The organism is Azonexus sp. IMCC34842, assembly GCF_050368855.1.
Taxonomy (GTDB): Bacteria; Pseudomonadota; Gammaproteobacteria; order Burkholderiales; family Rhodocyclaceae; genus Azonexus; species Azonexus denitrificans_A.
This window is the reverse complement of the sequence record NZ_CP178449.1, coordinates 3,057,016-3,080,702: the sequence shown is the minus strand read 5'-3', so window position 1 is coordinate 3,080,702 and position 23,687 is coordinate 3,057,016. Positions and strand designations below refer to the sequence as shown.

Genomic DNA, 23,687 nt, shown 5'->3' with positions numbered 1-23,687 from the left:
GACCGAGCGCTGTTTCATCATAGCGCCGCGGGTATTTTGACTTCAACGACATGTTCCTGGTGATCATCGACCAGTGTGATTTCCGGATGCGCCTGCTGGCTGCCGTCGACGCTCACCGTCAGCGACTGGTCGGTGCCTGCAGTTTGCACGACGGTGATGACGTACAGCGTTTCCCGGTAGCGATAGCGCAGCGTGAAGCCCGGCCAGTGCTGCGGCAGACAGGGCACGAAGCGCAGTTTGTCGGCGGCGACCTGTACGCCGAGCAGCGATTCGAGGATCAGCCGGTAGAGCCAGCCGGCCGAGCCGGTGTACCAGGTCCAGCCGCCGCGGCCGGTGTGCGGTGCGACGGCATAGACGTCGGCGGCGGCAACGTAGGGTTCGACCTTGTAGATGGCGATGGCGGCCGGCGAATCGCCGTGCCACACCGGGTTGATCATGTCGAACAGTTCCCAGGCGCGCTGGTGGTCGCCCTGCTTGGCGAAGGCCATTGCCGCCCAGATGGCGCCATGCGTGTATTGGCCGCCGTTTTCCCGGATGCCGGGAACGTAGCCCTTGATGTAGCCGGGGTTCAGTTCGGAGCGGTCGAACGGCGGGTCGAGCAACTGGATCAGCGCCGCATCGCGGCGGACCAGATGCTGGTCGAGGGAGGCCATCGCGGTGCGCGCCCGCAGCGTCTCGCCGGCGCCGGAAAGCACCGACCAGCTCTGGGCAATCGAGTCGATCCGGCATTCCGGATTGCTCGCCGAGCCGAGCGGCGTGCCGTCGTCGAAATAGGCGCGGCGATACCATTCGCCATCCCAGCCATGCGCCTCGATGTTGTGGCGCAGTTGCTCGGCCTCGCCGTGACAGCGCTCGGCGAAGGGCGCGTCGTCGTTGTTGCGGGCCAGGTCGGCGAAGCGGAGCAGCGTGTCGTAGAGGAAGAAACCGAGCCAGACGCTTTCCCCCTTGCCCTGCATGCCGATCAGGTTCATCCCGTCGTTCCAGTCGCCGGAGCCGATCAGCGGCAGGCCGTGTGTGCCGAAGCTCAGGCCATGGACGATGGCCCGCAGGCAATGCTGGTAGAGCGTCGCCGAGGTTTCGGAACGGAGCGGCAGATCGTAATAGGAGTCGTCTTCCGGGTTGACCGGCCGGCCTTCGAGGAAAGCCACCGTTTCGCCCAGGATGCCGCTGTCGCCGGTACTCTCGACATAGCGGCAGACGGCCTGGGGCAGCCACAGGTAATCGTCCGAACAATGGGTGCGGACGCCGCGGCCGACCGGCGGATGCCACCAGTGCTGGACATCGCCCTCGACAAACTGGCGCGCCGCACTGCGCAGCAACTGCTCGCGGAGCAGCGCCGGGCGGGCGTGCACCAGGGCCATCGTGTCCTGCAACTGGTCGCGGAAGCCGAAAGCGCCGCCCGACTGGTAATAGCCGCTGCGTGCCCACAGCCGGCAGGCGATGGTCTGATAGAGCAGCCAGCCGTTGGCCAGCACATTGAGCGCCGGATCGGGCGTGTCGACCTGCACCGCGCCGAGCGTCGTCCGCCAGTAGTCGCGGACCGCTTCGAGCGAGTTGCGGGCAGCCTCCGAGCCGCGCAGGCGGCGCTTCAGCTCGTCGGCATCGCTGCCCCGGCGCCCGGTGGTGCCGAGGCGGAAAATGATTTCGCGCTGCTCGCCGTCGGCCAGTTCGAAGGGCACCTGGATCGCCCCGCAAGGGTCGAGCCCGGCGCCGATCTTGTTCGACAGTTTGGCGCGGCCCATCGCCGCCGGCTTGCGCAGGCTGCCGTTGCGGCCAATGAATTCGCGGCGGTCGCCACTCAGCGTGACATTTGCCTGGCGGGTCGCTTCATCGGCATCGAAGAAGGCAATCCGGTCGGCGAATTCGGCGCTGTACGGGTTGTGCGCACAGATCGCGCCGCTCGCCGGATCGATCACCGTGACGACATGCATCGCCGACTTCGGCCGGAGGTCGCCGAGCACCCATTCGACGTAGCCGGTGGCCGACAACTGGCGAGCGCGTCCCGAGTTGTTGCTGATCTTCAATACGGAAAACTTGAGCGCGGCGACCGCGTCGATATGCACGGTCAGTTCCGAACGGATGCCGTCCTCCTCGTGCTCGAAAACGCTGTAGCCGAAGCCGTGTCGCGTCACATAAGGGGTACTGCCGGCACTGGGCAGCGGAGTCGGCGACCAGAAATGGCCGCTTTCTTCGTCGCGCAGATAGATCGCTTCGCCGCTGGCATCGCTGACCGGGTCGTTGTGCCAGGGGGTGAAGCGGAATTCGTGGGCATTTTCGCTCCAGGTGTAGGCGGCGCCGCTTTCCGAAATGACCGTCCCGAAATGGCTATTGGCGATGACGTTGACCCAGGGGGTCGGCGTCGTCTGGCCGGGGGCGGTGGTGATGACGTATTCGCGGCCATCCTGGGTAAAGCCGCCGAAACCGTTGAAGAACAGCAGATCGTTGCGCGGCAGCAGCGCCGCCGGGCGCCCTTCGAGCTTGCGGACGCGGCTCGGGATCAGCCGGGGGAGCAGGGCTTCGCGCATGTCCAGGGCGCTGCGTCGGCCGAGCTGGTCGGCCAGCGGGCCGCGGGTGTCGGAAATGATGGCGCGGGCGACGGTCTGGAAGAGGATGCGGTCCTCGCTCGAGATCTGTTCGGCCACCCGGACGAAGATGCCGCCCGGACGGTCGGTCAGATTGGCTTCGACGCCGGCGGCGATCAAGCCCATGATCTGTTCCTGCAGCACCTGGCGGTAGCCGGCGTGATCTTCGTTCCAGATCACCAGGTCGACGGCGAGGCCCTTCAGTCGCCAGTAGGCGTGGGCCTGGACCAATTGCCGGACGAGTTCGATATTGGCCTGGTCGCCGATCTGCAGCAGCACGATCGGCAGGTCGCCGGAGATGGCGTAACCCCACAGCCCGGACTGGCCGCGCCGGTTGCTGGCGAGAAGACTGGCCTCGGCCCGGAGCAGCGGATTGGCGTAGATCACCGAGCCGGCCAGCCGGTTGAACAGCTGGGCGTCGGATTCGCTGGCGTTGATCTGCTGCAGATTGACCCAGCTGTGGGTCCAGGCGACTTCGAAGACGCGGTCGGCAAGATTCCGGTCGCGGTATTTGCCGACCAGGCCGAGCGCCGCGTCGCGGCTGTCGGCGATACCGGAAACGACATCGAGCGTCGCCGATTGTTCGGGATCGAGGGTGATCCGGTAGCGGATGGCAACGATCGGATCGAGCACCGAGCCCTGGCTGCCCGACAGCGGGCCGGCCTGGCGCAGGGCCTCCGGCGCGGCGAGGCTGCGCGTCCGGCCGATGAAGCGCGCCCGGTCGGTTTCGTAGGACACCGCTTCGCAGATCGCGCCATGCACCGCCATCAGGTGGAACATCCAGGGCACCGCTTCGCTGATGGCGCGCGGCCGGCGGGTGCACAGGATGGCCTGCTGTTCGGGAATGATCTCGCTCTGCACGAACAGGTTGCTGAAGGCCGGGTGCAGCGCGTCGGCCGCCGGCGAGGCGAGCACCACCTCGGCGTAGCTGGTGATTTCGATGGTCCGCCGGACGCGCGAGCGGTTGGTCAGGCGGATGCGGCGCAGTTCGATGTCGTCTTCCGGCGAGACGACGATTTCGGTATGCGTTTCATAGTCGTGATCGAGGCGCCGGAACTCGGCCCGCGCCTCGGAGAAAATCGCCTCGTAGGTATCGGCCGGTTGGCCGGTCGGCTGATGGGCGGTCGACCAGAAGGCGCCGGTCGCCACGTCGCGCAGGTAGCAGAAGGTGCCCCAGTTGTCGCTGGTGCCGTCCTCCTGCCAGCGGGTGACGGCGAAATCCTTCCAGCGACTGTAGCCGCCGCCGGCATTGGTGACCATCACGTGATAACGGCCGTTCGACAGCAACTGGACTTCCGGACTCGCCGTGTCGGCGCTGCGGATGATGCGCATCGGCATTTCCGGGCCGGCCGAGGTGGTCCGCACCTCGGACAGTTCGGCGGTATGGACGTGGAAGGTGGCGACGACCGGTACGCGCTCCTGCAGCAGCAGCGTCGTGGCCTGGAACAGCGGGTCGGCGGCAAAGCGTTTCTGCATCGGCTGATCGTGCAGCAGATAGGCGATGGCGAGCAGGCTCATGCCCTGGTGGTGGGCCATGAAGGAGCGCACCACGGCGTTGTTCTGGCCGCGCGGCAGGCGGGCCGGGGTGAAATCGACCGCCTCGTACATGCCGAACTTGCCCTGCAGGCCGTCGGCGGTCAGTCGTTGCAGATTTTCGCAAGCGGCTTCGGGCATCACCATCAGGGCGAGGGCGGAGGCATAGGGGGCGATTACCAGATCTTCACCGAGGCCGCGTTTCAGGCCCAGACCGGGCACGCCAAAGGCGCGGTACTGGTAGTTGAGGCGGGCGTCGACCGCGTTATAGCCGGATTCCGACATGCCCCAGGGCACGCTGCGCTGCTTGCCGTAGGCGATCTGGCGCTTGACGGCGGCCAGGCAGGTCTGGTGAAGCAGGGTGTTCTCGTAGGTCGGCATGACCAGCATCGGCATCAGGTACTCGAACATCGAGCCGCTCCACGAGAGCAGGATCGGATCGCCGCCGGCCGTCGTCAGCAGGCGGCCGAGGGCGAACCAGCTTTCCTGCGGCACGGCGCCCTGGGCAATGGCGACAAAGCTCGAGAGCCGGGCTTCCGAGGCGAGCAGGTCGTAGCTGCCGGTGTCCTGGCGGCGCTGATCGACGTTGTAGCCGACAGTCAGCAGGTGGCGCAGCTTGTCGTAGAGGAAATCGTAGTCGAGCACCGCCAGTTCGCCGACCTGGCGGGCCAGGCTCTGGCTAGTCAGGATGCGTTCGCTGGCCCGTTGGCTGGCCAGTTCGACCAGCGGCTGCAGCTCGGCCAGCCAGGCGCTTTCCGCCGGCGAGCGGACGACGCCGGCACTATTGTCGAAGTGGCCGCGCAAGGTATCGGCCAGCATCGATAGCTGGCGCAAGGTCGGCAGGCTGGCCAGGCCGGGCAGCTCCGCCAGGCTTTCCGGGGCGGCCGGCAGGCGCGCCCAGGGCGCCAGGAGGTTCAGTTCATCGACGGCATCCCGGCATTGGCGGCACAACGCCTGCGTCCACCAGATCAGTTCTTCGCTCGTCGTGTCCGATGGGCTGCTGCCCAATTGTTCGGCCAGCAGTTCGGCGGCCGCCGTCAGCTTGTCCAGCCACTGGCAGATTGCCGTGATGCTCGTCGGGCGGGCGTCATAGGCCGACTCGATGGCACGGCGCAGGCTGCTCAGGGCCGCTGACGGGTTGTTCGCCGCGACTTCCTGCAGGACGCCCATGGTGTCGGCCAGGCCGGCGAAGGTGCGGGCCGGCAGGATGCTCTGGTCGGCCAGCGCGAGCAGGCCGGGGCGCAAGGTCAGCAGGTGGCCGGCGAGGTTGCCGCTATCCACCGAGGAGACGTAGAGCGGCGACAACGGCGCCAGCGACAGGGTGTCGTACCAGTTGTAGAAATGGCCGCGGTAGCGACCGAGGCTCAGCATGCTGAGCAAGGCGTTGTTGGTCCGCTCGAGCAGGGTGCCGAAGCTGATATAGCCGAAGTCGCTGGCCGACAGGTTGGCGAGGAGGGCCAGCCCCATGTTGGTCGGCGAGGTGCGGTGGGCGACCACGGCCACCGGGTGTTCCTGGAAATTGTCGGGCGGCAGCCAGTTGTCGCGGGCGGTGACGAAGGTTTCGAAGAAGGCCCAGGTCTTGCGCGCCAGCTTGTGCAGAAACACCCGCTGTTCGGGGGCCAGCGTCGCCGGGCGGCGAGCCAGCGGGCGGCTGATCCACCAGGTGAAGGCCGGGGCGATCAGCCACAGGCCGAGGATCGGTACGGCAGCCGGCAAGGCTTCCGGCCGCAGTGCGGCGAGCGCCAGGGCGGTAGTCGCGGCCAGGGCGGGGGACATCCACATTGTGCCGGTGGTACGCAGCAGATCGCCGATGCCGCCGGGATCGGGCTGGCGGGCGCGCTTGTGCTCGACTTCGCGCTGCAGTTCGCCGGACGGATTCCATTCGAGCAGGCGCCGGCCGGTGAACAGCAGGCGGATGTTGGTGCGCAGAATGGCGTCGAGGCTGAACCAGGCTTCATAGGGCAGGCAGGCGAGACTCAAGGTCGCCTGGGCGAATTGCCGGCCGGTCGCCCGTCCGACGTTGGACAGATGTTGACCGAGGCGAACCTCCGGCTGTTTGCGCAACAGGTCGAGGCTGGAGGTCAGCAGACTGGGCACGAACAGGATGCCGAGCGCCGCCAGCGTCCACCCGATGAACGCCGGGGCAGCCGCCCAGCCGAGCAGGAACAGTAGGACCAGCGCGGCCGGCACGAGGCTGCGCCGCAGATTGTCGAACAGCTTCCATTGCGACAGTTTCGACAGCGGGTTTTTCCGTCGCTCGCCGCCTACGCCGGGGACGCGCGGCAGCAGCCAGCTGGCAATCTGCCAGTCGCCCCGGATCCAGCGGTAGCGGCGGCTGACGTCGGCACTGTAGCGGGCCGGGTAGTCCTCGTAGAGCAGCACATCGCTGAGCAGGCCGGCCCGGGCGTAGCAGCCTTCGAGCAGGTCGTGGCTGAGAATGCGGTTTTCCGGGAAGCGCTCCTTGAGCGATTGCTCGAAGGCATCGACGTCGTAGATGCCCTTGCCGATGAACGAGCCTTCATCGAAGAGATCCTGATAGACGTCGGAGACCGCCCGGGTGTACGGATCAATGCCCGGTTCGCTGCCGCACAGCTGGGCGTAGCGCGACTGGTTGGTACTCGGCAGGCTGACCGCCATGCGCGGTTGCAGGATGCCGTAACCGGCGTCGACGCGTTGCCGGGTGGCGTCATAGCGCGGCTGGTTGAGCGGATGCGCCATGGTCGCGGCGAACTCGCGCGCCGCATCGCGCGGCAGCTGGGTGTCGGTGTCGAGCGTGATGACGTATTTGACCTGGCGGAGGATCGCGGTGTGGCCGACGATCTGCGAGAAGGCCTCGGTGCCACCGCCGCGCAACAGCGCATTGAGGTCGCCGAGCTTGCCGCGCTTGCGTTCGTAACCCATCCAGATGCCTTCCTGGGCATTCCAGCGGCGCGGCCGGTGAAAGAGGAAGAACTGGTTGCTGGTCGCCCGGTCGTACTTCTCGTTCAAGGCGGCGATGCCAGCGGCAGCCTGTTCCAGCAAGGCCGCGTCGGCCGGCAGGTGTTCGGTGTCGGCGTCGCGGAAATCGGTCAGCAAACCGAAATGCAGGCACGCGTCGCGGTTGGCTAGGAAGCGCACTTCCAGTGCTTCAAGCAGCTCGGCGACGCCCTGTCGGCTGCTCAGCATGGTCGGCACGACGACCAGCGTGCGGGCTGCCGGGGCGATGCCTTTGGCAAAATCCATGCGCGGCAGCGGGTGCGGTACGACCAGCAGGGTGACCAGCCAGTTCACCAGCGTTACCGCCAGTTGGCTGGCGCCGAGCAGGGCTGGTACGACCATCAGGCCGAGCCGCCAGCCGGCCAGCCCGGCGCCATGCGCCGAGGCGAGCAGGCCGCCGGCGAAAATGGCGACAAGCAGCCCGACGGCGCCAAGATAGAGCAGCAAGGGCGAACCGGTGCCCAGCCGTTGTACGACATCGCCGGCCGACGGGCGGACTTCGGCGGCTTGCTCAAGTTGCGCCAGACCGTAGTCGATCAGGTAGTAGCCGACGTGCCGGGTGCGCTGGTCGCCGCCGTCGCCCTGGTGGGCGAGCTGGATGGCTTTGCGCGCTACCTCGCATTCGGAAAGGCGGCTTTGCCGGGCCAGTTTTTCGATGACGTGCCGGTAGCGGTCGCGGCTGGCGAAATCCATCCGGCCATAGACGCCGTCGGGGTCCTCGCGCAGTTTCTGGTCCACGGTGCTCATCGTTTCGACGAATTCGCGCCAGTCGATGGCGCCGAGCAGGCGCAGGCTGCCGATGCTGTTGCTGATCGAAACCTGGTTCGCCGCCTGGCTCTGGGTTTCCGACTGGACCAGCTGTTCGATGGTCTGGCCGGATTCGGACAGCCGCTGTTCGATCCAGGTGAGCGGCAGGGCCAGCGCCGAGCTGTGGCCCTGCAAGCGGCGCGCCAGTTCGGCGACGAAGGAATTGACCAGCGGCGGATTGGCCCGCGCCATGTCGGCGATGACCAGGATCAGGCTCTTCGGATCGGTCTCGGCCACCTCGATCATCTGGTCGGCCCAGGTATCGGCATTGTTCCGGTCGATCATGCCGGCAGCGACGCGGGCGCCGACCCGGCGCAGATTCTCGATCAGCGCCAGGCGCAACATGATCGGGATCGCCCACAACTCGCCGAGCTTCAGATCGGCGACCTTCTGGTAGGCGGCGACGAAGCGATAGAGGCTTTCCGGATCGACCCGGCCGTCGCCGTGCGCGATTTCTTCCAGGGCAATGTCGTAAACACGCGGCAGGCCGCTCGACGGACCACTGGCCAGCAGCGGCAGTTCGCGGCTGTAGCCCTTGGGGAAATGGCGCCGGGCGGTGCGGATCTGTTCTTCGATCAGGTAGAAATTGTCGAGCAGCCATTCGCCGGCCGGCGTGATCCGACGCTTTTCCTTGACCGCCTCGCGCAGCAGGTCATAAGTGCCGAGCAGGACGCCCTCGTTCTCGCCGAGGCGGGCCAGCAACAGGTCCGGTCCGTGCACCGGCTGCAATTTATGCGTATCGGCCAACGCCTTGCCATGCCGCTCCATCTGGTCGGCACTGAACAGCTCAGCGCGCAGCGGCGGTTCGGCCGCCGCGAATTTCCGGGCCAGGCCGCCGTTATGCAGGCGTTTGCTGAACCTGAGCAGGGCGGTGCGGATGGACTTGATGCGTTCTGTCAATTTTCTGATCCCTGTCTGTAGCGCAAGCCCGGACGTCCACGGTGGCCCCCAAAACGCCGCCCTCAACGCTTTTTTCCGCATCGCGGCCGGTACGCCGACCCGGCGCCGATTGCCCGACGCGGGCGTGCTGCGGATTGGTTGTCGCTCAGGGACGCTGGGCGGTGCAAACCGGGTCGACGGCAGTGGTTCGACGGGGCCTGCAACAGCAAAGAAACGAGCTTAATCGCCAACGTATTTGACGTATGTGCGCCAGCGCACGGATGGCTGGGCCGATCAGCCGGAGCGGCTGCGGCGCCACCTCAAAGGTCGAGAAAGTCCCCGACTTCCGTCGATCGCGCCATGGTATCGGCGTAGCCGAGGTCGATCAGCGCCCGGGTAAAGGGCTTTTCGAACAGCAGGTAGCTGGTCAGCGCGCCGCCATGGCGATTCATCGCGCCGATGCCGCTGAGCAATGCCTTGACGCCCCAGGGCAGAGCGCTGGCGTGTTCGGCGGCGATCCGGTCGAGCCGCTCGGATGGGGCGATGATCAGGGTCTTGATCGGCCGCAACGGAATGCCCGAGTGCTCGCGGATTTCCGGGGGAATCGCCGAGAGCGTCTGGTTGATGCGCTGCATCCGTTCGATATCGACGGCCAGGCCGTCGAGAAAGATGCTGGACAGCGCGTGGCCGGCAATCTGGGCGAGCGACGGATGGGCCTCGACGCGCTGGCGGTCCAAGTGTTCGTTTTTCCGGCTGGCGCCGACCACCACGACGCGCTCGGCGCCGAGATGGATGGCCGGCGAAATCGGCGCCAGTTGGCGCATCGAGCCGTCGCCGAAATACTCGCGATGGATGCGGGTGGCCGGAAAAATGAAGGGAATCGCGCTCGAGGCAAGCAGATGATCGACCCCGATCTGCGCCCGGATGCCCAGGCGCTGCACCCGTCGCCAGGGCTGGGCCGAGGGGTGGGCCTGGAAGAAACTGATGCTTTCGCCGGATTCGTAGCCGGAAGCCGAGATGCTGACGGCGTGCAGGGCTCCCCGGGCAATCGAGCGATCGATCCCCTTGAAGTCGAGGTGGCGGGTCAGCAGCTCGCGCAGCGGCGCGTTGTCGAGCAGCGAGCGGGGCGGATTGCGGATCAGCCAGCCGAGCGCCAGCAGGGACATCCAGCGGGCGCCGGAAAGGCCGACGCCCAGCGTGTCGGCCCGGTAGATGTGGCCGGCGTGCATGTTGCGCCAGACGCCGGCGAGGATCGAGATCGCCTTGCCGAAATTGTCGGCCAGGCAGGCGATGCCCGCCGCATTGATGGCACCGGCCGAGGTGCCGCAGAGAATGGGAAAAGGGTTGTGGCGACGGTTGGTCGACAGTTTGGCGACGGCGAGCAGGAAGCCGACCTGATAGGCGGCGCGAGCTCCGCCGCCGGTCAGGATCAGGGCCGTGCCCGGCGATTTGCCGCGGGTGGTGTCGGCCACGGTCAAACGGCCGTCAGCGGACGTGACGCAAATCTGCGCCAGTCGGTCGAATCGATCTCATGGTCCCCTCCTGTCAGCCTGGCGGCTGATGTACTGCCGTTATTCGAACAGTATAAGGAGAAGCGCCGGCCGGCTCAATCCAGCCGGGCGCGCACCGCATCGGCCCAGCAGTTGGGCGTTTCGTAGAGGCGGACCTGTTCGAGTCGCAGGTGATTGCCGTAGGTGTCACGATAGACCGCATCGAGCCGTTCGAAAGCGATCCGCGCGAGATTCTCGGCAGTCGGCACGCGATCGAGGATCACCGTCTTGTGGTCGGGCAGCGATGACAGGAAGTCGACAATCGCCGTATCGCCGGCAAAGGCCAGGAACGCGTGGTCCCAGCCATCGACCAGATGCGTCTTGGCGAGATCCTTGACCTGCGAAAAATCCATCACCATGCCGTTGGCCGCGTCGCCGGCCTTGTCGATGACGCCGCCGGAGAGGGTGATTTCGATGATGTAGCGGTGCCCGTGCAGGTGGCGGCACTGACTCTTGTGATCGGGAATGCGGTGCCCGGCATCGAATTCGAGTCGGCGGGTGATAAACATGGGTGTAAGGCTCGACAAGGCGGGCGCGGATTATACAATGCCCCATGCTCACCACAGACGATCACCGCCGGGACAGCGCCGGCCTGCTCTATGTTTATCCGGTCGTCTCGCGCCGCGCCGGCGGCGTGTCGATCGGCATCAATCTCAACACCAACAATGCCTGCAACTGGGCCTGTCTGTATTGCCAGGTCGATAACCTGACGCGCGGCGGCCCGCCGCCGATCGATCTCGACCGCCTGGAGCGCGAACTGGCCGGGTTTCTCGACGACGCGCTGCATGGCGACTTCATGCAGCGCCAGGTGCCGCCGGAAGCGCGACGCCTGATGGACATCGCCTTCTCCGGCAACGGCGAGCCGACCAGCGCCCCGGAGTTTGCCGCAGCAGTCGAACGGGTCGGGGCGCAGCTCGAACGTTTTGAGCTGCGCGGCAAGTTGATGCTCCGGCTGATTACCAACGGCAGTCTGCTGCATCGTCCCGAGGTTCAGGCCGGCATCCGGCAATTGGCCGAACTGGGGGGCGAGGTCTGGTTCAAGATCGATCGCGCCGAGGCGGCCGATGTCGCGGTGGTCAATGGGGTGCCGCTGCTGCCGGAGAAAATCGCCCGCAATCTCGAGTTGTCTGCCGGTCTGGCCCCGACCTGGGTGCAGACCTGCTGGTTCGCGCTCGATGGCCAGTCGCCGGGCGCGGCGGCGCGACAGGCCTATTGCGCGCTGCTGGCCCCGCTGGCCGAGCGGTTGCAAGGTATCCACCTCTATGGTCTGGCCCGGCCATCGCTGCAAGCGGCGGCACCGCGCCTGAGCCGTCTGTCGGCCGAAGAACTGGCGGCTTTCGCCAGCGAAATCCATGAAAAAACGGGCATCCGGGTGATGGTTTCCCCGTAATGCCCGTTACTGCGGTCGCCGGCCTTTTCAGGCCGTTTTTCAGGCCGCTTTCTTGCCGCGGCTACGCGCCGATTTCTTCAGCGACTTGAACAGTTCCGGTTCCTGCGACTTCAGGTAATCCAGCACTTCCCAGTCTTCGCGCTTGATCGACTTGATGTCGATCTGCTCGACGTGCACCAGGCGCAGCAGTTCGCGCACGGGCTTCGGCATGTTGCGGCCGCTTTCGTAGCGTGAGCCACCGCTTTGGGTTACGCCCAGGGTGGACCAGAATTGTTGTTGGTTGAGGCCGAGTTTGCGACGAATTTCACGAGCGTCGACTTTCTCGATAGTTTTGACGGAAGTCATAGTCCAATCTCCACACGCTAGTGTTATCAGCTTACCCAAGCATCCTAGCGATATATGACTTAGGTAATACATGAAGTCTATAGCTGGTTATGACGTTATGCAAGTACATATGCCATAAATATTTATGTCCCGACGCTGGAAAATTATCGTGCCCGACCGGCTGTTTTTGCTCTTCGTTCTGCTGGTGAGGGTTTCGGCGATTGGCCTTTGCGAAAGCGGAGTCATGCTCTAAGATCGACCCGATCAATCGAAAAATGCTTGCCCGGGAGACTTCAATGCAGGTGCGTGAAATCATTCAACTCAAGGGCGGAACGCTCTACACGGCAACGCCGCAACAGTCACTGGCTTCGGCCGCCGATACCATGGCCGAGCTCGATGTCGGTTCGCTGGTCATCATGGACGGCGGCAAGATGGCCGGCATGCTGACCTTTCGCGAGATCATCCTGGCGCTCAAGCAGCACGGCTCGAGCGTCGCTGGCGTAACCGTCGGCGAGGTGATGGTCAAGGATCCGGTGACGGCTTTCCCGGATATGGAAGCCAATGATTTGCGCCGCCTGATGATCGAAAAGCACTCGCGTTATCTGCCGGTGCTCGAGGGCAACATGTTGATGGGCGTCATCTCTTTTCTCGATGTCGCCAAGGCCGTGCTCGAAGAGCAGAGTTTCGAGAACAAGATGCTGAAGAGCTATATCAAGAACTGGCCGGACGAAGCTCAGGTCTGACCGGCTCGCTTCGGCAAAAAGGCAGCTTCGGCTGCCTTTTTTATTGGCGCCGCCTCAGCGGCTGTCCCAGCCGTAACGTTTCGTCCGTTGCCAGCGATTGTCCGGCCGTTGCCGGGCGTTCGCCGTGGCTGGCGAAGTGTCCTTGCGGAGCGGCGGGCGGGTTGTGGCTTTGGCTGGCGCCAGCGGTGCGACAGGGGGCTTTTTGCTTGGCATGGTAGACTCCTGATTCCATTTTAGATCCCTGCTTCCCATGTCCGGCAATACTTTTGGCACTCTGTTTACCGTCACTTCCTTCGGCGAATCGCACGGTCCGGCAATCGGCTGTGTCGTTGATGGCTGCCCGCCGGGCCTGGCCCTGTGTGCGGCCGATATCCAGGGCGAGCTGGATCGCCGCAAGCCGGGCACCTCGCGCCATGTGACGCAACGCCGCGAGCCGGATGCCGTCGAGATTCTTTCCGGCGTCTTCGAAGGCAAGACGACCGGCACGCCGATCGCCCTGTTGATCCGCAATCAGGATCAGCGCAGCAAGGATTACGGCAATATCGCCGACACTTTCCGGCCTGGCCATGCCGATTACACCTACACCCACAAGTACGGTTTTCGCGACTATCGCGGCGGCGGCCGTTCCTCGGCGCGGGAGACCGCGGTGCGTGTCGCGGCCGGGGCGATCGCCCGTAAGTGGCTGCATGAACGTTGCGGCGTCAGCATTCGCGGCTGGATGAGCGCGCTCGGGCCGATCGAGATTCCCTTCGTGGCGGCCGACGACATCGACGACAACGCCTTCTTCGCGCCGAATGCGGCGATCGTGCCGGAACTGGAAAGTTACATGGACAGCCTGCGCAAATCGCTCGACTCGGTCGGTGCGCGGATCACCGTCACGGCGACCGGCGTGCCGCCCGGTTGGGGAGAGCCGGTCTATGATCGCCTGGATGCCGAAATCGCCTATGCGATGATGGGTATCAACGCCGTCAAGGGCGTCGAGATCGGGGCCGGCTTTGCCTCCGTTGCCCAGAAAGGCAGTGCGCACGGCGACGAAATGACCCCGCAAGGATTCGCCAGCAATCACGCCGGTGGCGTGCTTGGCGGTATTTCGACCGGTCAGGAGATTGTCGTCAACATGGCGATCAAGCCGACGTCGTCGATCGCCCAGCCGCGCCGTTCGATCGATATTCACGGCAAGGCCATCGAGGTGGCGACCGAAGGCCGGCACGACCCCTGTGTCGGCATTCGTGCCACGCCGATCGCCGAAGCGATGCTGGCCCTGGTGCTGATTGACCACGCCCTGCGTCATCGGGCACAGTGTGGCGATGTGGCCTGTCAGACGCCGCGTATTCCCGGAGTAATTGGGTAAGAGTTCATCTTTTGCCGCTGTTCGAGCGGAAAGTCTAAATGGGAGACTGCAATGCAAGTTGATCACCACGACCTCCACCAGGAGTTTCCGGACATGAGGGATGCGATTGATGCCCTGAGCGCCGGCAACGCGCATTTCGCCACGCTGTTCGCCAGCTATACCCGGCTGACCGGCAAGGTTGAAGATCTCGAAGAGCAGGATATGCCGGTGGCCGACTTCACGCTGGAAGACATGAAGAAACAGCGCGTCAAGCTGAAGGACGAGCTCTACCACCTGCTGCTCGCTTTTCGGGCCGGCCAGCAGTCTGCCAAGGCCTGATTAGCGCCGGCGCCCGACGCGGCATCCGGTAAAATCGCCGGATGCATGCTTTGCCTTACTGGCGCCTTTCCGGCTATTACTTTTTCTATTTCGCCTTCATCGGCGCGTTTTCGCCCTATTTCGGGCTGTATCTCCAATCCCTGAATTTCTCCGCCTGGGACATCGGTCTGTTGATGTCGCAGATGCAGTTGATGCGGCTGTTCGGTCCCAATCTCTGGGGCTGGCTCGCCGACCGCTTCGGCCGGCGCATGGCTATCATCCGTCTCGCCGGGGTGATCGCCCTGGCCGGATTCACCGCCTTCTTCTGGCTTGATCGACTGCCGACCATGCTGGTCGCCATGGCGGTCCTGGCTTTTTTCTGGAGCGCCGCGCTGCCGCTGGTCGAAACGTTGACTTTCGACCATCTGCGCGAGGAGTGCGGACGCTATAGCCGCATCCGGCTATGGGGGTCGATCGGCTTTATCGTTGCCGTGATGGGAACCGGCGCCTTGCTCGACATGGCACCACCGGTTGGCGTGCTCTGGGTGTGCTGGGGCATTCTGCTCGGCATTCTGGTCCTGGCCGGCGTTCTGCCAGAAGTGCATGAGGCGCCGCAGGTCCGCGACGGGCAGCCGATTGCCGAAATCCTCCGCCAACCGAAAGTCAGGGCGCTGATGGCTGCCTGTTTCGCGATGTCGGCGGCCCATGGCGCGTTCTACGTTTTTTACTCGATCCATCTGGCCGGCCATGGCTACAGCAAGACCGAGGTCGGCGGCTTGTGGTCGCTCGGCGTGGTCGCCGAGATCGTCGTCTTCATGCTGATGGCGCGGCTGTCCCGGCGTTTTTCGCTGCGCGACATCCTGCTCGCCAGTTTTGCCGCAGCGGTGTTGCGTTTTCTGCTGATGGGCTGGGGGGTCGAATCGATGACTGTCATGGTTGTCGTGCAGTTAATGCACGGACTGACCTTTGGCGCCTACCATGCCTCGGCCATCGCCGCCGTCAATGAATGGTTCCCCGGGCGGGCGCAGGGGCGGGGGCAGGCCTTGTACTCCAGCCTGTCGTTTGGCGCAGGCGGTTTGCTCGGGGCACTGATCAGCGGCTGGACCTGGGACGACTGGGGGGCGGGGTGGACTTTCGCGCTCAGTTCGGTTTTTGCCCTTATCGGGCTGTTTCTGGTCTGGCGCTGGGTGCGCGAGACTGCCGCGGTCGACGCCGCCGGCTAGGAAAAAGGCGCCCATCCTGTGCCATAATTCAACGCTTTACGGCCAATTTGAAGCGTTCCATGGCGAAGACACTCTACGACAAGCTCTGGGAGAACCATGTGGTCCATCAGGAAGCTGATGGCACGGCCCTCCTCTATATCGATCGTCACCTCGTGCACGAAGTGACCAGCCCGCAGGCCTTCGAGGGCCTGAAACTGGCTGCCCGCAAGCCCTGGCGGATTTCCTCCATCGTTGCGACGGCCGACCACAACACGCCGACCGACCACTGGGAAGAAGGCATCAAGGACCCGGTTTCGCGCCAGCAGGTCGAAACCCTGGATGCCAACATCCGCGAAGTCGGGGCGCTGGCTTATTTCCCGTTCAAGGATCCGAAGCAGGGCATCGTCCATGTTGTCGGCCCCGAGAACGGCGCCACGCTGCCCGGCATGACCGTCGTCTGCGGTGATTCGCATACCTCGACGCACGGCGCTTTCGCCTGTCTGGCGCACGGCATCGGTACTTCCGAGGTCGAGCATGTGCTGGCGACCCAGTGCCTGCTGCAGAAAAAATCGAAGACCATGCTGATCACCGTCGATGGCAAGCTCGGCAAGGGCGTTACGGCCAAGGACGTGGCGCTGGCCATTATCGGCACCATCGGCACGGCCGGCGGCAACGGTTACGCCATCGAATTCGGCGGCAGCGCCATTCGCGGCCTCTCCATGGAAGGCCGGATGACCTTGTGCAACATGGCCATCGAGGGTGGTGCGCGGATGGGCTTTGTCGCGGTCGACGACACGACAATCGACTATTTGCGCGGTCGCCTCTTCTCGCCCAAGGGCGAGACCTGGGACAAGGCGGTGGCCTACTGGCGTACGCTGCATTCCGATGCCGGCGCCCGGTTCGATCACGTCGTAACCCTGAAGGCTGAAGACATTCGTCCGCAAGTGACCTGGGGTACCTCGCCGGAAATGGTTGTCGCCATCGATGCCGTCGTTCCCGATCCGGCGAAACAATCCGATCCGGTCAAACGCGAAGGCATGGAGCGGGCGCTGCAGTACATGGGCTTGAACCCGAATACGCCGATTAGCCAGATCAGCGTCGACAAGGTTTTCATCGGCTCGTGCACCAATTCCCGCATCGAAGATCTGCGTGAAGCGGCGTCGGTGCTCAAGGGTCGCCATATCGCCGCCAACATCAAGCTGGCTTTGGCAGTGCCGGGTTCCGGGCTGGTCAAACGCCAGGCCGAGGATGAAGGTCTGGACAAGGTCTTCGTCGCCGCCGGGTTCGAGTGGCGCGAGCCGGGCTGCTCGATGTGTCTGGCGATGAATGCCGATCGTCTGGAGCCGGGCGAACGCTGCGCTTCGACGTCCAACCGCAATTTTGAAGGCCGCCAAGGGCCGGGTGGGCGTACCCATCTGGTCAGCCCGGCGATGGCCGCAGCGGCAGCAATTGCCGGCCGCTTTGCCGATGTGCGGGAAGTTCTGTAAAGGACTCGCCATGCGTGTTCTATTGATCGCACTCATGGTTTGCGGGCTGGCAGCCTGCAACACGGCGCAGGGCGTCAAAAAGGACGTCAAGCAAGGTGTCGAGGTGACCGGCGAAGCGCTGCATAAAGGTGGCGAGGCCGTCGGTGGCGCTTTGAACAAAACTGGAGAAGTCGTCGGCGGTGCCCTCAAGAAATCGGGTGAAGCTGTGCAGAAAGTGGTGGAGTAATGGATAAATTTGTTCGTCTGGAAGGTTTGGTGGCCCCCCTCGACCGTAACAACGTCGATACCGATGCGATCATCCCCAAGCAGTTTCTCAAGTCGATCAAGCGTTCCGGCTTCGGTCCGAACGCTTTCGACGAGTGGCGTTACATGGATGTCGGGCAGCCCGGTCAGGATAATTCGGGGCGCCCGAAGAACCCGAATTTCGTGCTCAACCAGCCCCGCTACCAGGGTGCGCAGGTTCTGCTGACCCGTGCCAACTTCGGCTGCGGCAGTTCGCGCGAACATGCGCCGTGGGCACTGCTCGACTTCGGTTTCAAGGCGATCATCGCCGAGTCGTTTGCCGATATTTTCTTCAACAACTGCTACAAGAACGGCATTGTCCCCATCGTGTTGCCGGCCGCCGAGGTCGAGACCTTGTTCAAGCAGGTCGAAGCGACGCCGGGCTACAAGCTGGTCGTCGATCTGCAGGCGCAGGTGGTGATTCGTCCGGACGGCTACGGCATCCCCTTCTCGATCGATGCCTTTCGCAAGGAATGTCTGATCAATGGCTGGGACGATATCGGCCTGACCCTGCGTCACGCCGAAAAAATCCGCGAATTTGAAGAGAAGCGTCGTATCAACCAGCCCTGGCTGTTTAGTTAGTCATTAGTTATTAGGGGTTTGAGCTATTAGTCAGCATTACCGACTGGCAAGGCTTCTGGCTCGATCCTAAATCCTAACCACTGGATCCTAAAAATATGAAGATTTGTGTTCTGCCGGGTGACGGCATTGGTCCCGAAATCACTGCCCAGGCAGTGCGTGTCCTGAACTCCCTCGACCTCAAGTTCGAGATGGAAGAGGCTTTGCTCGGCGGCGCAGCGGTCGATGCGGCCGGCGTTCCCTATCCCGAGGCAACCCAGAAACTGGCCCGCGAAGCCGATGCCGTGCTGCTCGGCGCCGTCGGCGGCCCGCAGTGGGATGCGCTGCCTCGCGAGAAGCGCCCGGAGCGTGGCCTGCTCGGCATCCGCAAGGACCTCAACCTGTTCGCCAACCTGCGGCCGGCCATCCTCTATCCGGAACTGGCCAATGCTTCGACGCTGAAGCCGGAAGTTGTTGCCGGGCTGGATATCCTGATTGTCCGCGAACTGACCGGCGATATCTATTTCGGTCAGCCGCGCGGCATTCGTGAAGAAAACGGCGAGCGCGTCGGTTTCAACACCATGGTCTATAGCGAATCGGAAATCCGCCGCATTGGCCATGTCGCGTTCCAGGCGGCGCAGAAGCGCAACAAGAAGCTGTGTTCGGTCGACAAGATGAATGTGCTCGAATGCACGCAGCTCTGGCGCGACGTGATGATCGAGACCAGCAAGGATTACCCGGATGTCGAACTCAGCCACATGCTGGTAGACAATGCCGCGATGCAGCTGGTCAAGGCACCGAAACAGTTCGACGTGATGGTTACCGGCAACATGTTCGGCGACATCCTGTCCGACGAAGCCTCGATGCTCACCGGCTCGATCGGCATGCTGCCGTCCGCCTCGCTGGACGACAAGAACAAGGGCCTCTACGAGCCGTCGCACGGTTCGGCGCCGGACATCGCCGGCAAAGGCATCGCCAATCCGCTGGCAACGATCCTCTCGGCGGCGATGATGCTGCGCTACACCTTCGGCCTGGAAGAGCAGGCACTCCGCATCGAGAATGCGGTCAAAAAGGTCTTGGCGCAAGGTTATCGCACCGGCGATATCTACGAGCGCGGTACCAACAAGGTTGGGACTAAGGAAATGGGCGACGCCGTGCTGGCGGCGCTGGCGTAATACCAAAAGCGCCGTGGCGCGTTAAACAGGTTTGACTCGGAGAGTGATGACATGAAGAAGGTTGGTCTGGTCGGTTGGCGTGGCATGGTCGGTTCCGTGCTGATGCAGCGCATGGTCGAAGAGGGCGATTTCGCCCATATCGATCCGGTGTATTTCTCCACCTCCGCCGCCGGTGGCAAAGCGCCGGTATTTGGCGGCAAGGAAGCCTCCCTGCCGTTGCAGGATGCTTCCTCGATTGAGGCGCTGAAAGCCTGCGAAATCGTCATTACCTGTCAGGGCGGCGACTACACCAAGGAAGTCTTCCCCAAGCTGCGTGCGTCCGGCTGGAACGGTCACTGGATCGATGCTGCGTCGTCGTTGCGCATGGCCGACGATGCCGTGATCGTCCTCGACCCGGTTAACATGCACGTGATCAAGGATGCGCTGGCCAAGGGTGGCAAGAACTGGATCGGCGGCAACTGCACGGTTTCCCTGATGCTGATGGGCCTTGGCGGCCTGTTCCAGAACGACCTGATCGAATGGGCAACCTCAATGACCTATCAGGCCGCTTCCGGCGCGGGCGCGCAGAACATGCGCGAGCTGATCTCCCAGATGGGCGCTATCCATTCGTCCGTCGCCGATCTGCTGGCCGACCCAGCTTCGGCGATTCTCGACATCGACCGCAAGGTGGCCGAAACCATCCGTTCGGATGCCTTCCCGAAGAAGAACTTCCGTAACACGCCGCTCGCCGGTTCGTTGATCCCGTGGATCGACGTGCCCTACGAGAACGGTCAGTCGAAGGAAGAGTGGAAGGGCGGCGCCGAGTGCAACAAGATCCTCGGCAAGCCGGCTTTCCGTTCGGCCGGTTCGATCCCGATCGATGGTCTATGCGTGCGCATCGGCGCCATGCGCTGCCATAGCCAGGCGCTGACCATCAAGCTGAAAAAGGATGTGCCGCTCGACGAAATCAGCGACATGCTCGCCAAGGCCAATCCATGGGCCAAGGTGGTGCCGAATGAGCGCGAGATCTCCGAGCGCGAACTGACGCCGGCTGCTGTCACCGGCACGCTGACGGTGCCGGTCGGTCGTCTGCACAAGATGGCGATGGGTCCGGAGTATCTCGCCGCCTTCACTTGTGGCGACCAGCTGCTGTGGGGGGCTGCCGAGCCGTTGCGGCGGATGTTGCGGATTTTGCTCGACGCCTGATTTGCGAAGTTGGCGAAGTGGATCAAAAACCGGGATTGCGATCCCGGTTTTTATTTGTTGGGAATATGCCAAAAGTCGCCTATGAGAAGCAGGTTTAGCTTGCATTGCTAAGTCCATGATGTTAATTTGAAAGTCCCAAAATCGACGCTCAAGGTTTCGCTGTGAACGAAACGAATTGCTCCAAATTCAAAAAGCGGGCGGCTGCACTTGCAGTCGCCTCTTGTTTGTCCTTCGCACCATGGATCGCCGAGGCTGCGGGTCTCGGAAAACTCACTGTGTTGTCCGGTCTGGGCCAGCCCCTGCGGGCCGAGGTCGAGATCGGTGCGAACCGCGACGAACTTTCCGGTATGACGGCGCGTCTTGCGCCCCAGGATGCTTTCCGCCAGGCCGGCGTTGACTTCGCTTCGGTGCTGCTCGATCTGCGCTTTGCCATCGAGAAGCGGCCCAATGGGCAGGCGGTGGTCAAGGTGACATCGTTCAAGCCGGTCAACGAGCCCTTTCTCGACTTTCTGGTCGAACTGAACTGGCCCGCCGGGCGGCTGGTACGCGAATATACCTTCCTGCTCGATCCGCCCGAGATCGCTGTGAAACAGGCGTCGCGTCCGGTTGCCGAGGCGCGTATTGTCGAGACCGTGCAAGGTGGCGGGGCGATGGTTGAGCGGCCGGCGCCGGCCAGGAGCAGCACCCGACCCGCGTCGGCGCCGAAAGTGGCGAGCGAGCCGCAGAAGGCCGATGCCACAGGGACGAGAGTCGTTCGGCCGGGCGAGACGTTGCGCAAGATCGCCACCGAAACCAAGCATGACGGTGTTTCGCTCGAGCAGATGCTGGTCGGGCTATTCCAGAAAAATCCCGATGCTTTCATCGGCGATAACGTGAATCGCCTGAAGGCAGGCGCCATCCTCGGCATTCCCGAGCGAGCAGCGGTCGAAGCCGTGTCCGATGCCGAGGCGAAAAAGATTTATGTCGCGCAAGCCGCCGATTGGAATGCCTATCGCCAGAAGCTGGCCGCCACGACTGCCAAAGCATCGGCCAAGGAAGAGTCGGTAAGCCAGTCGAGTTCCGGAAAGATTACTGCCAAGGTCGAAGAGAAGGCTGCGCCGGCCCAGCAGGGCAAGGATCAGCTCAAGGTTTCGCCCACCGAATTGGCGGCAACCAGCGCGGCAGCCAGCAAGGCTGCGGCCGACAGCGAAGCCGACAAGATTGCCAAGGGCAAGGCGCTCAAGGAAGCGCAGGATCGTCTGGCGCTGCTTGAGAAGAATGTCCTCGAGTTGCAGAAACTCGTTGAAATGAAGAATCAGAAGCTGGCGGAATTGCAACAGCAGACCGCAGCTAAGAAGGAAGAAATCAAGCCGGTCGAACCGCCGAAGCAAGTCGAGCCAGCGAAAGTCGTCGAGGCGGCAAAGCCGCTCGAACAGCCGAAGTTGGCCGAGGTGGCGAAACCGGCCGAACCGGTCGAGCCGCCGAAGGTAGCCGAAGAGGCGAGGCCGGTCGAGCCGTCACCGAAGGCGCCTGTGCCGCCGCCGGTGCCGGCGGCCGAACCGGAACCTGAGCCGAGCTTCCTCGATTCGCTGCTGGGCGATCCTCTGCCGCTGGTCGGCGGTGGTGGCATCCTGGCCTTGCTCGCCGGCTACTTCTTCTACAAGCGTCGGCGTGGCGAGCCTTCGTCTCTCGAGACAACCGCTGCCCCGGGGCCGTCAAGCCTTGGCCCCAACTCCGTCTTCCGGATGACCGGCGGTCAGAGTGTCGATACCGGGAACACCGCGCCGCAAACTGGCGATTTCAGCCAGACGGGGCCGGGTACGATCGATACCGATGAGGTTGATCCGGTCGCCGAAGCCGATGTGTACATGGCCTATGGCCGTGATACCCAGGCTGAAGAAATCTTGCTCGAGGCCTTGCAGAAGGATCCGCAGCGTACGGCCATTCATGCCAAGCTCCTGGAAATTTATGCCAACCGGCGCAGTCTCAAGCAGTTCGAGACGCTGGCCAGCGAGTTGTATGCCCAGACCGGCGGCGTAGGTGCCGATTGGGAAAAGGTTGCTGCGCTGGGTGTCGGCCTTGATCCGGCCAACCCGCTGTATTCGGGTTCGCGCGGACAGGCGGAGTCTTTCGATCCGGATGCCACGATGATCGTTGCGCCGGATAAAACAGGCAAGGCAACGCTGGCCATGCCCGGTGAATTGGCCCAGTTGGCCGCGGAGGCATCGTCGCCGGAGAATGCCGCACCGGCCGATGATTTTGAAACAGACACGCTGCTTTTGTCGGAGTTGGCTGAGGTCGAGCCGGTTGCAGAAGTTGCTGCCGAACCGGAAGCGACCGATCTGACTGCCGATGCCGACCTGATGAGCCTCGATTTCGACCTCGGTTCCCCCGAGTTGGCGCCGGAAGTCAAACTGGATGCCGAAGAGCCGGTCGATACATCGTTGGCGGTTGATACCAACGATGCGCTCGATTTCGACCTGGGTGTGGAGGCGCCGGCTCCTGTTGCTGAGCCGGTGGTAGCCGATGTGTCCGCCGGCGACTTGCATGGGGCCGATGACCTGAAGGTCGATGACGTCGATTTCGATTTGCCGGTTGCTGAAGAGTTCGCCCCGCCGGAAGTGGCCAGCGAAGATGCTCTCGACTTCTCGCCAGAGGGTACGTTGGTCATGCCATCGGGCATGGATGCAGCCAGCACTTATGTTGGTGGCGATACTTCGGCCAGCGCTTTTGCTGCCGAGCCGCCGTATCAGGAAGAGCCGCCGATGGTCGATTTCGACCTGGATATGGATTCCTCGGCGACTGAGACCTCGATCAACCCAATTAGCGCAAATATCGAAAATGAAGAAAATTCGGCGACTGAAACGGTAGTTGCCCCGAATTCGCTGGCCGAGGAGGTGGATTTCGATAATCCGCAACTGGCCAATACGATGGTTAATACGGGTGTTCTCGATGCCGATTCGCTTGAGTTCGACGTCAAGTTGACTGACTCCGTCTTCCTCGGTCAGCCGATGATGCCGACCGACTTCGATATTGGTTCGATCAACCTTGATCTGGCGGCCGAAGCGCCGGTCGAGGTAGTTACCCAGCCGGCCGAACCGGCAGCCGAGGTGCAACCGGCGCCCGAACCTGAGTCGCAACCGGTTGAAATCTCGCCAGAAGAGGCTCCTGTTCAGGATTCCCAGTGGGAAGAAGTGAACACCAAGCTCGATCTGGCGAAAGCCTACGAGGAAATGGGCGATCTCGAAGGCGCGCGTGAATTGCTTCAGGAGGTGGTTGCTGAGGGGCCGGTCGATCTGGTTGAGCAGGCGCGTGCGATTCTCGGCCGAATAGGCGAGTAAAATCACCGTTTGTGAATGGCACATGGCCCCGCAAGGGGCTGTGTGC

General features: G+C 63.4%; 16 protein-coding genes. 11 read left to right on the top strand and 5 right to left on the bottom strand.

Annotated elements, in window-relative coordinates:
• Nucleotides 1-17: 17 nt before the first annotated feature.
• The 3 genes from ACLIKD_RS14535 to queD form a co-directional block, all read right to left on the bottom strand.
• Nucleotides 18-8,798 carry a GH36-type glycosyl hydrolase domain-containing protein gene (locus ACLIKD_RS14535; RefSeq protein WP_428825627.1) on the bottom strand — a complete coding sequence of 2,927 codons (8,781 nt, stop codon included), beginning with the start codon at nt 8,796-8,798 and terminating at the stop codon, nt 18-20.
• 299 nt (nt 8,799-9,097) lie between these two features.
• Entirely contained in the window at nt 9,098-10,249 is a 1,152-nt protein-coding gene (locus tag ACLIKD_RS14530; protein WP_428825626.1) for a patatin-like phospholipase family protein, read from the bottom strand.
• A 134-nt stretch (nt 10,250-10,383) separates the two neighbouring features.
• The gene (gene queD / locus ACLIKD_RS14525; RefSeq protein ID WP_428825625.1) at nt 10,384-10,836 is read right to left on the bottom strand and encodes a 6-carboxytetrahydropterin synthase QueD; all 453 of its coding nucleotides are present in this window, start codon (nt 10,834-10,836) and stop codon (nt 10,384-10,386) included.
• 44 nt (nt 10,837-10,880) lie between these two features.
• On the opposite strand from queD, the gene ACLIKD_RS14520 reads away from it, so the two are divergent.
• Nucleotides 10,881-11,717 (top strand): radical SAM protein, encoded by an 837-nt coding sequence (locus ACLIKD_RS14520; RefSeq protein ID WP_428825624.1) that lies wholly within the window; start codon nt 10,881-10,883, stop codon nt 11,715-11,717.
• A 39-nt stretch (nt 11,718-11,756) separates the two neighbouring features.
• Here the strand turns inward: ACLIKD_RS14520 and ACLIKD_RS14515 are convergent, their stop codons facing one another.
• On the bottom strand, nt 11,757-12,062 hold the full coding sequence (locus ACLIKD_RS14515) for a helix-turn-helix domain-containing protein (RefSeq protein WP_226416955.1): 306 nt from the start codon (nt 12,060-12,062) through the stop codon (nt 11,757-11,759).
• Between the two features lie 275 nt (nt 12,063-12,337).
• Between ACLIKD_RS14515 and ACLIKD_RS14510 the strand changes: the two genes are divergently transcribed.
• Nucleotides 12,338-12,784 carry a CBS domain-containing protein gene (locus tag ACLIKD_RS14510; RefSeq protein WP_428825623.1) on the top strand — a complete coding sequence of 149 codons (447 nt, stop codon included), beginning with the start codon at nt 12,338-12,340 and terminating at the stop codon, nt 12,782-12,784.
• Between the two features lie 54 nt (nt 12,785-12,838).
• On the opposite strand, the gene ACLIKD_RS14505 is transcribed toward ACLIKD_RS14510, so the two are convergent.
• Nucleotides 12,839-12,997 (bottom strand): hypothetical protein, encoded by a 159-nt coding sequence (locus tag ACLIKD_RS14505; RefSeq protein ID WP_428825622.1) that lies wholly within the window; start codon nt 12,995-12,997, stop codon nt 12,839-12,841.
• Nucleotides 12,998-13,034: 37 nt separating this feature from the next.
• Between ACLIKD_RS14505 and aroC the strand changes: the two genes are divergently transcribed.
• The 9 genes from aroC (at nt 13,035) to ACLIKD_RS14460 (ending at nt 23,641) form a co-directional block, all read left to right on the top strand.
• Entirely contained in the window at nt 13,035-14,135 is a 1,101-nt protein-coding gene (aroC, locus tag ACLIKD_RS14500) for a chorismate synthase (RefSeq protein ID WP_428825621.1), read from the top strand.
• Between the two features lie 51 nt (nt 14,136-14,186).
• Nucleotides 14,187-14,453 (top strand): YdcH family protein, encoded by a 267-nt coding sequence (locus ACLIKD_RS14495; RefSeq protein WP_428825620.1) that lies wholly within the window; start codon nt 14,187-14,189, stop codon nt 14,451-14,453.
• 41 nt (nt 14,454-14,494) lie between these two features.
• Nucleotides 14,495-15,655, top strand: a complete 1,161-nt coding sequence (locus tag ACLIKD_RS14490; RefSeq protein WP_428825619.1) for an MFS transporter — start codon at nt 14,495-14,497, stop codon at nt 15,653-15,655.
• A gap of 59 nt (nt 15,656-15,714) precedes the next feature.
• On the top strand, nt 15,715-17,121 hold the full coding sequence (gene leuC / locus ACLIKD_RS14485) for a 3-isopropylmalate dehydratase large subunit (protein ID WP_428825618.1): 1,407 nt from the start codon (nt 15,715-15,717) through the stop codon (nt 17,119-17,121).
• 10 nt (nt 17,122-17,131) lie between these two features.
• Nucleotides 17,132-17,347 (top strand): entericidin EcnAB, encoded by a 216-nt coding sequence (locus tag ACLIKD_RS14480; RefSeq protein ID WP_428825617.1) that lies wholly within the window; start codon nt 17,132-17,134, stop codon nt 17,345-17,347.
• Entirely contained in the window at nt 17,347-17,985 is a 639-nt protein-coding gene (leuD, locus tag ACLIKD_RS14475; protein ID WP_428825616.1) for a 3-isopropylmalate dehydratase small subunit, read from the top strand. The genes ACLIKD_RS14480 and leuD overlap by 1 nt, the downstream gene beginning before the upstream one ends.
• Nucleotides 17,986-18,080: 95 nt before the next feature.
• A complete protein-coding gene (gene leuB, locus ACLIKD_RS14470; RefSeq protein WP_428825615.1) occupies nt 18,081-19,136 on the top strand; it encodes a 3-isopropylmalate dehydrogenase in 1,056 nt (351 codons plus the stop codon).
• Between the two features lie 51 nt (nt 19,137-19,187).
• Nucleotides 19,188-20,321: an aspartate-semialdehyde dehydrogenase gene (gene asd, locus ACLIKD_RS14465; protein ID WP_428825614.1), complete on the top strand. Its 1,134-nt coding sequence runs from the start codon at nt 19,188-19,190 to the stop codon at nt 20,319-20,321.
• A 275-nt stretch (nt 20,322-20,596) separates the two neighbouring features.
• Nucleotides 20,597-23,641 (top strand): FimV/HubP family polar landmark protein, encoded by a 3,045-nt coding sequence (locus tag ACLIKD_RS14460; RefSeq protein ID WP_428825613.1) that lies wholly within the window; start codon nt 20,597-20,599, stop codon nt 23,639-23,641.
• Nucleotides 23,642-23,687 lie beyond the last annotated feature (46 nt).

Excerpts from the sequence above, each read along its gene's own strand:
- queD (WP_428825625.1), bottom strand. The coding sequence starts at position 10,836 with ATGTTTATCACCCGCCGACTCGAATTCGATGCCGGGCACCGCATTCCC.
- ACLIKD_RS14520 (WP_428825624.1), top strand. The coding sequence starts at position 10,881 with ATGCTCACCACAGACGATCACCGCCGGGACAGCGCCGGCCTGCTCTAT.
- ACLIKD_RS14515 (WP_226416955.1), bottom strand. The coding sequence starts at position 12,062 with ATGACTTCCGTCAAAACTATCGAGAAAGTCGACGCTCGTGAAATTCGT.
- ACLIKD_RS14510 (WP_428825623.1), top strand. The coding sequence starts at position 12,338 with ATGCAGGTGCGTGAAATCATTCAACTCAAGGGCGGAACGCTCTACACG.
- ACLIKD_RS14505 (WP_428825622.1), bottom strand. The coding sequence starts at position 12,997 with ATGCCAAGCAAAAAGCCCCCTGTCGCACCGCTGGCGCCAGCCAAAGCC.
- aroC (WP_428825621.1), top strand. The coding sequence starts at position 13,035 with ATGTCCGGCAATACTTTTGGCACTCTGTTTACCGTCACTTCCTTCGGC.
- ACLIKD_RS14495 (WP_428825620.1), top strand. The coding sequence starts at position 14,187 with ATGCAAGTTGATCACCACGACCTCCACCAGGAGTTTCCGGACATGAGG.
- ACLIKD_RS14490 (WP_428825619.1), top strand. The coding sequence starts at position 14,495 with ATGCATGCTTTGCCTTACTGGCGCCTTTCCGGCTATTACTTTTTCTAT.
- leuC (WP_428825618.1), top strand. The coding sequence starts at position 15,715 with ATGGCGAAGACACTCTACGACAAGCTCTGGGAGAACCATGTGGTCCAT.
- ACLIKD_RS14480 (WP_428825617.1), top strand. The coding sequence starts at position 17,132 with ATGCGTGTTCTATTGATCGCACTCATGGTTTGCGGGCTGGCAGCCTGC.
- leuD (WP_428825616.1), top strand. The coding sequence starts at position 17,347 with ATGGATAAATTTGTTCGTCTGGAAGGTTTGGTGGCCCCCCTCGACCGT.
- leuB (WP_428825615.1), top strand. The coding sequence starts at position 18,081 with ATGAAGATTTGTGTTCTGCCGGGTGACGGCATTGGTCCCGAAATCACT.
- asd (WP_428825614.1), top strand. The coding sequence starts at position 19,188 with ATGAAGAAGGTTGGTCTGGTCGGTTGGCGTGGCATGGTCGGTTCCGTG.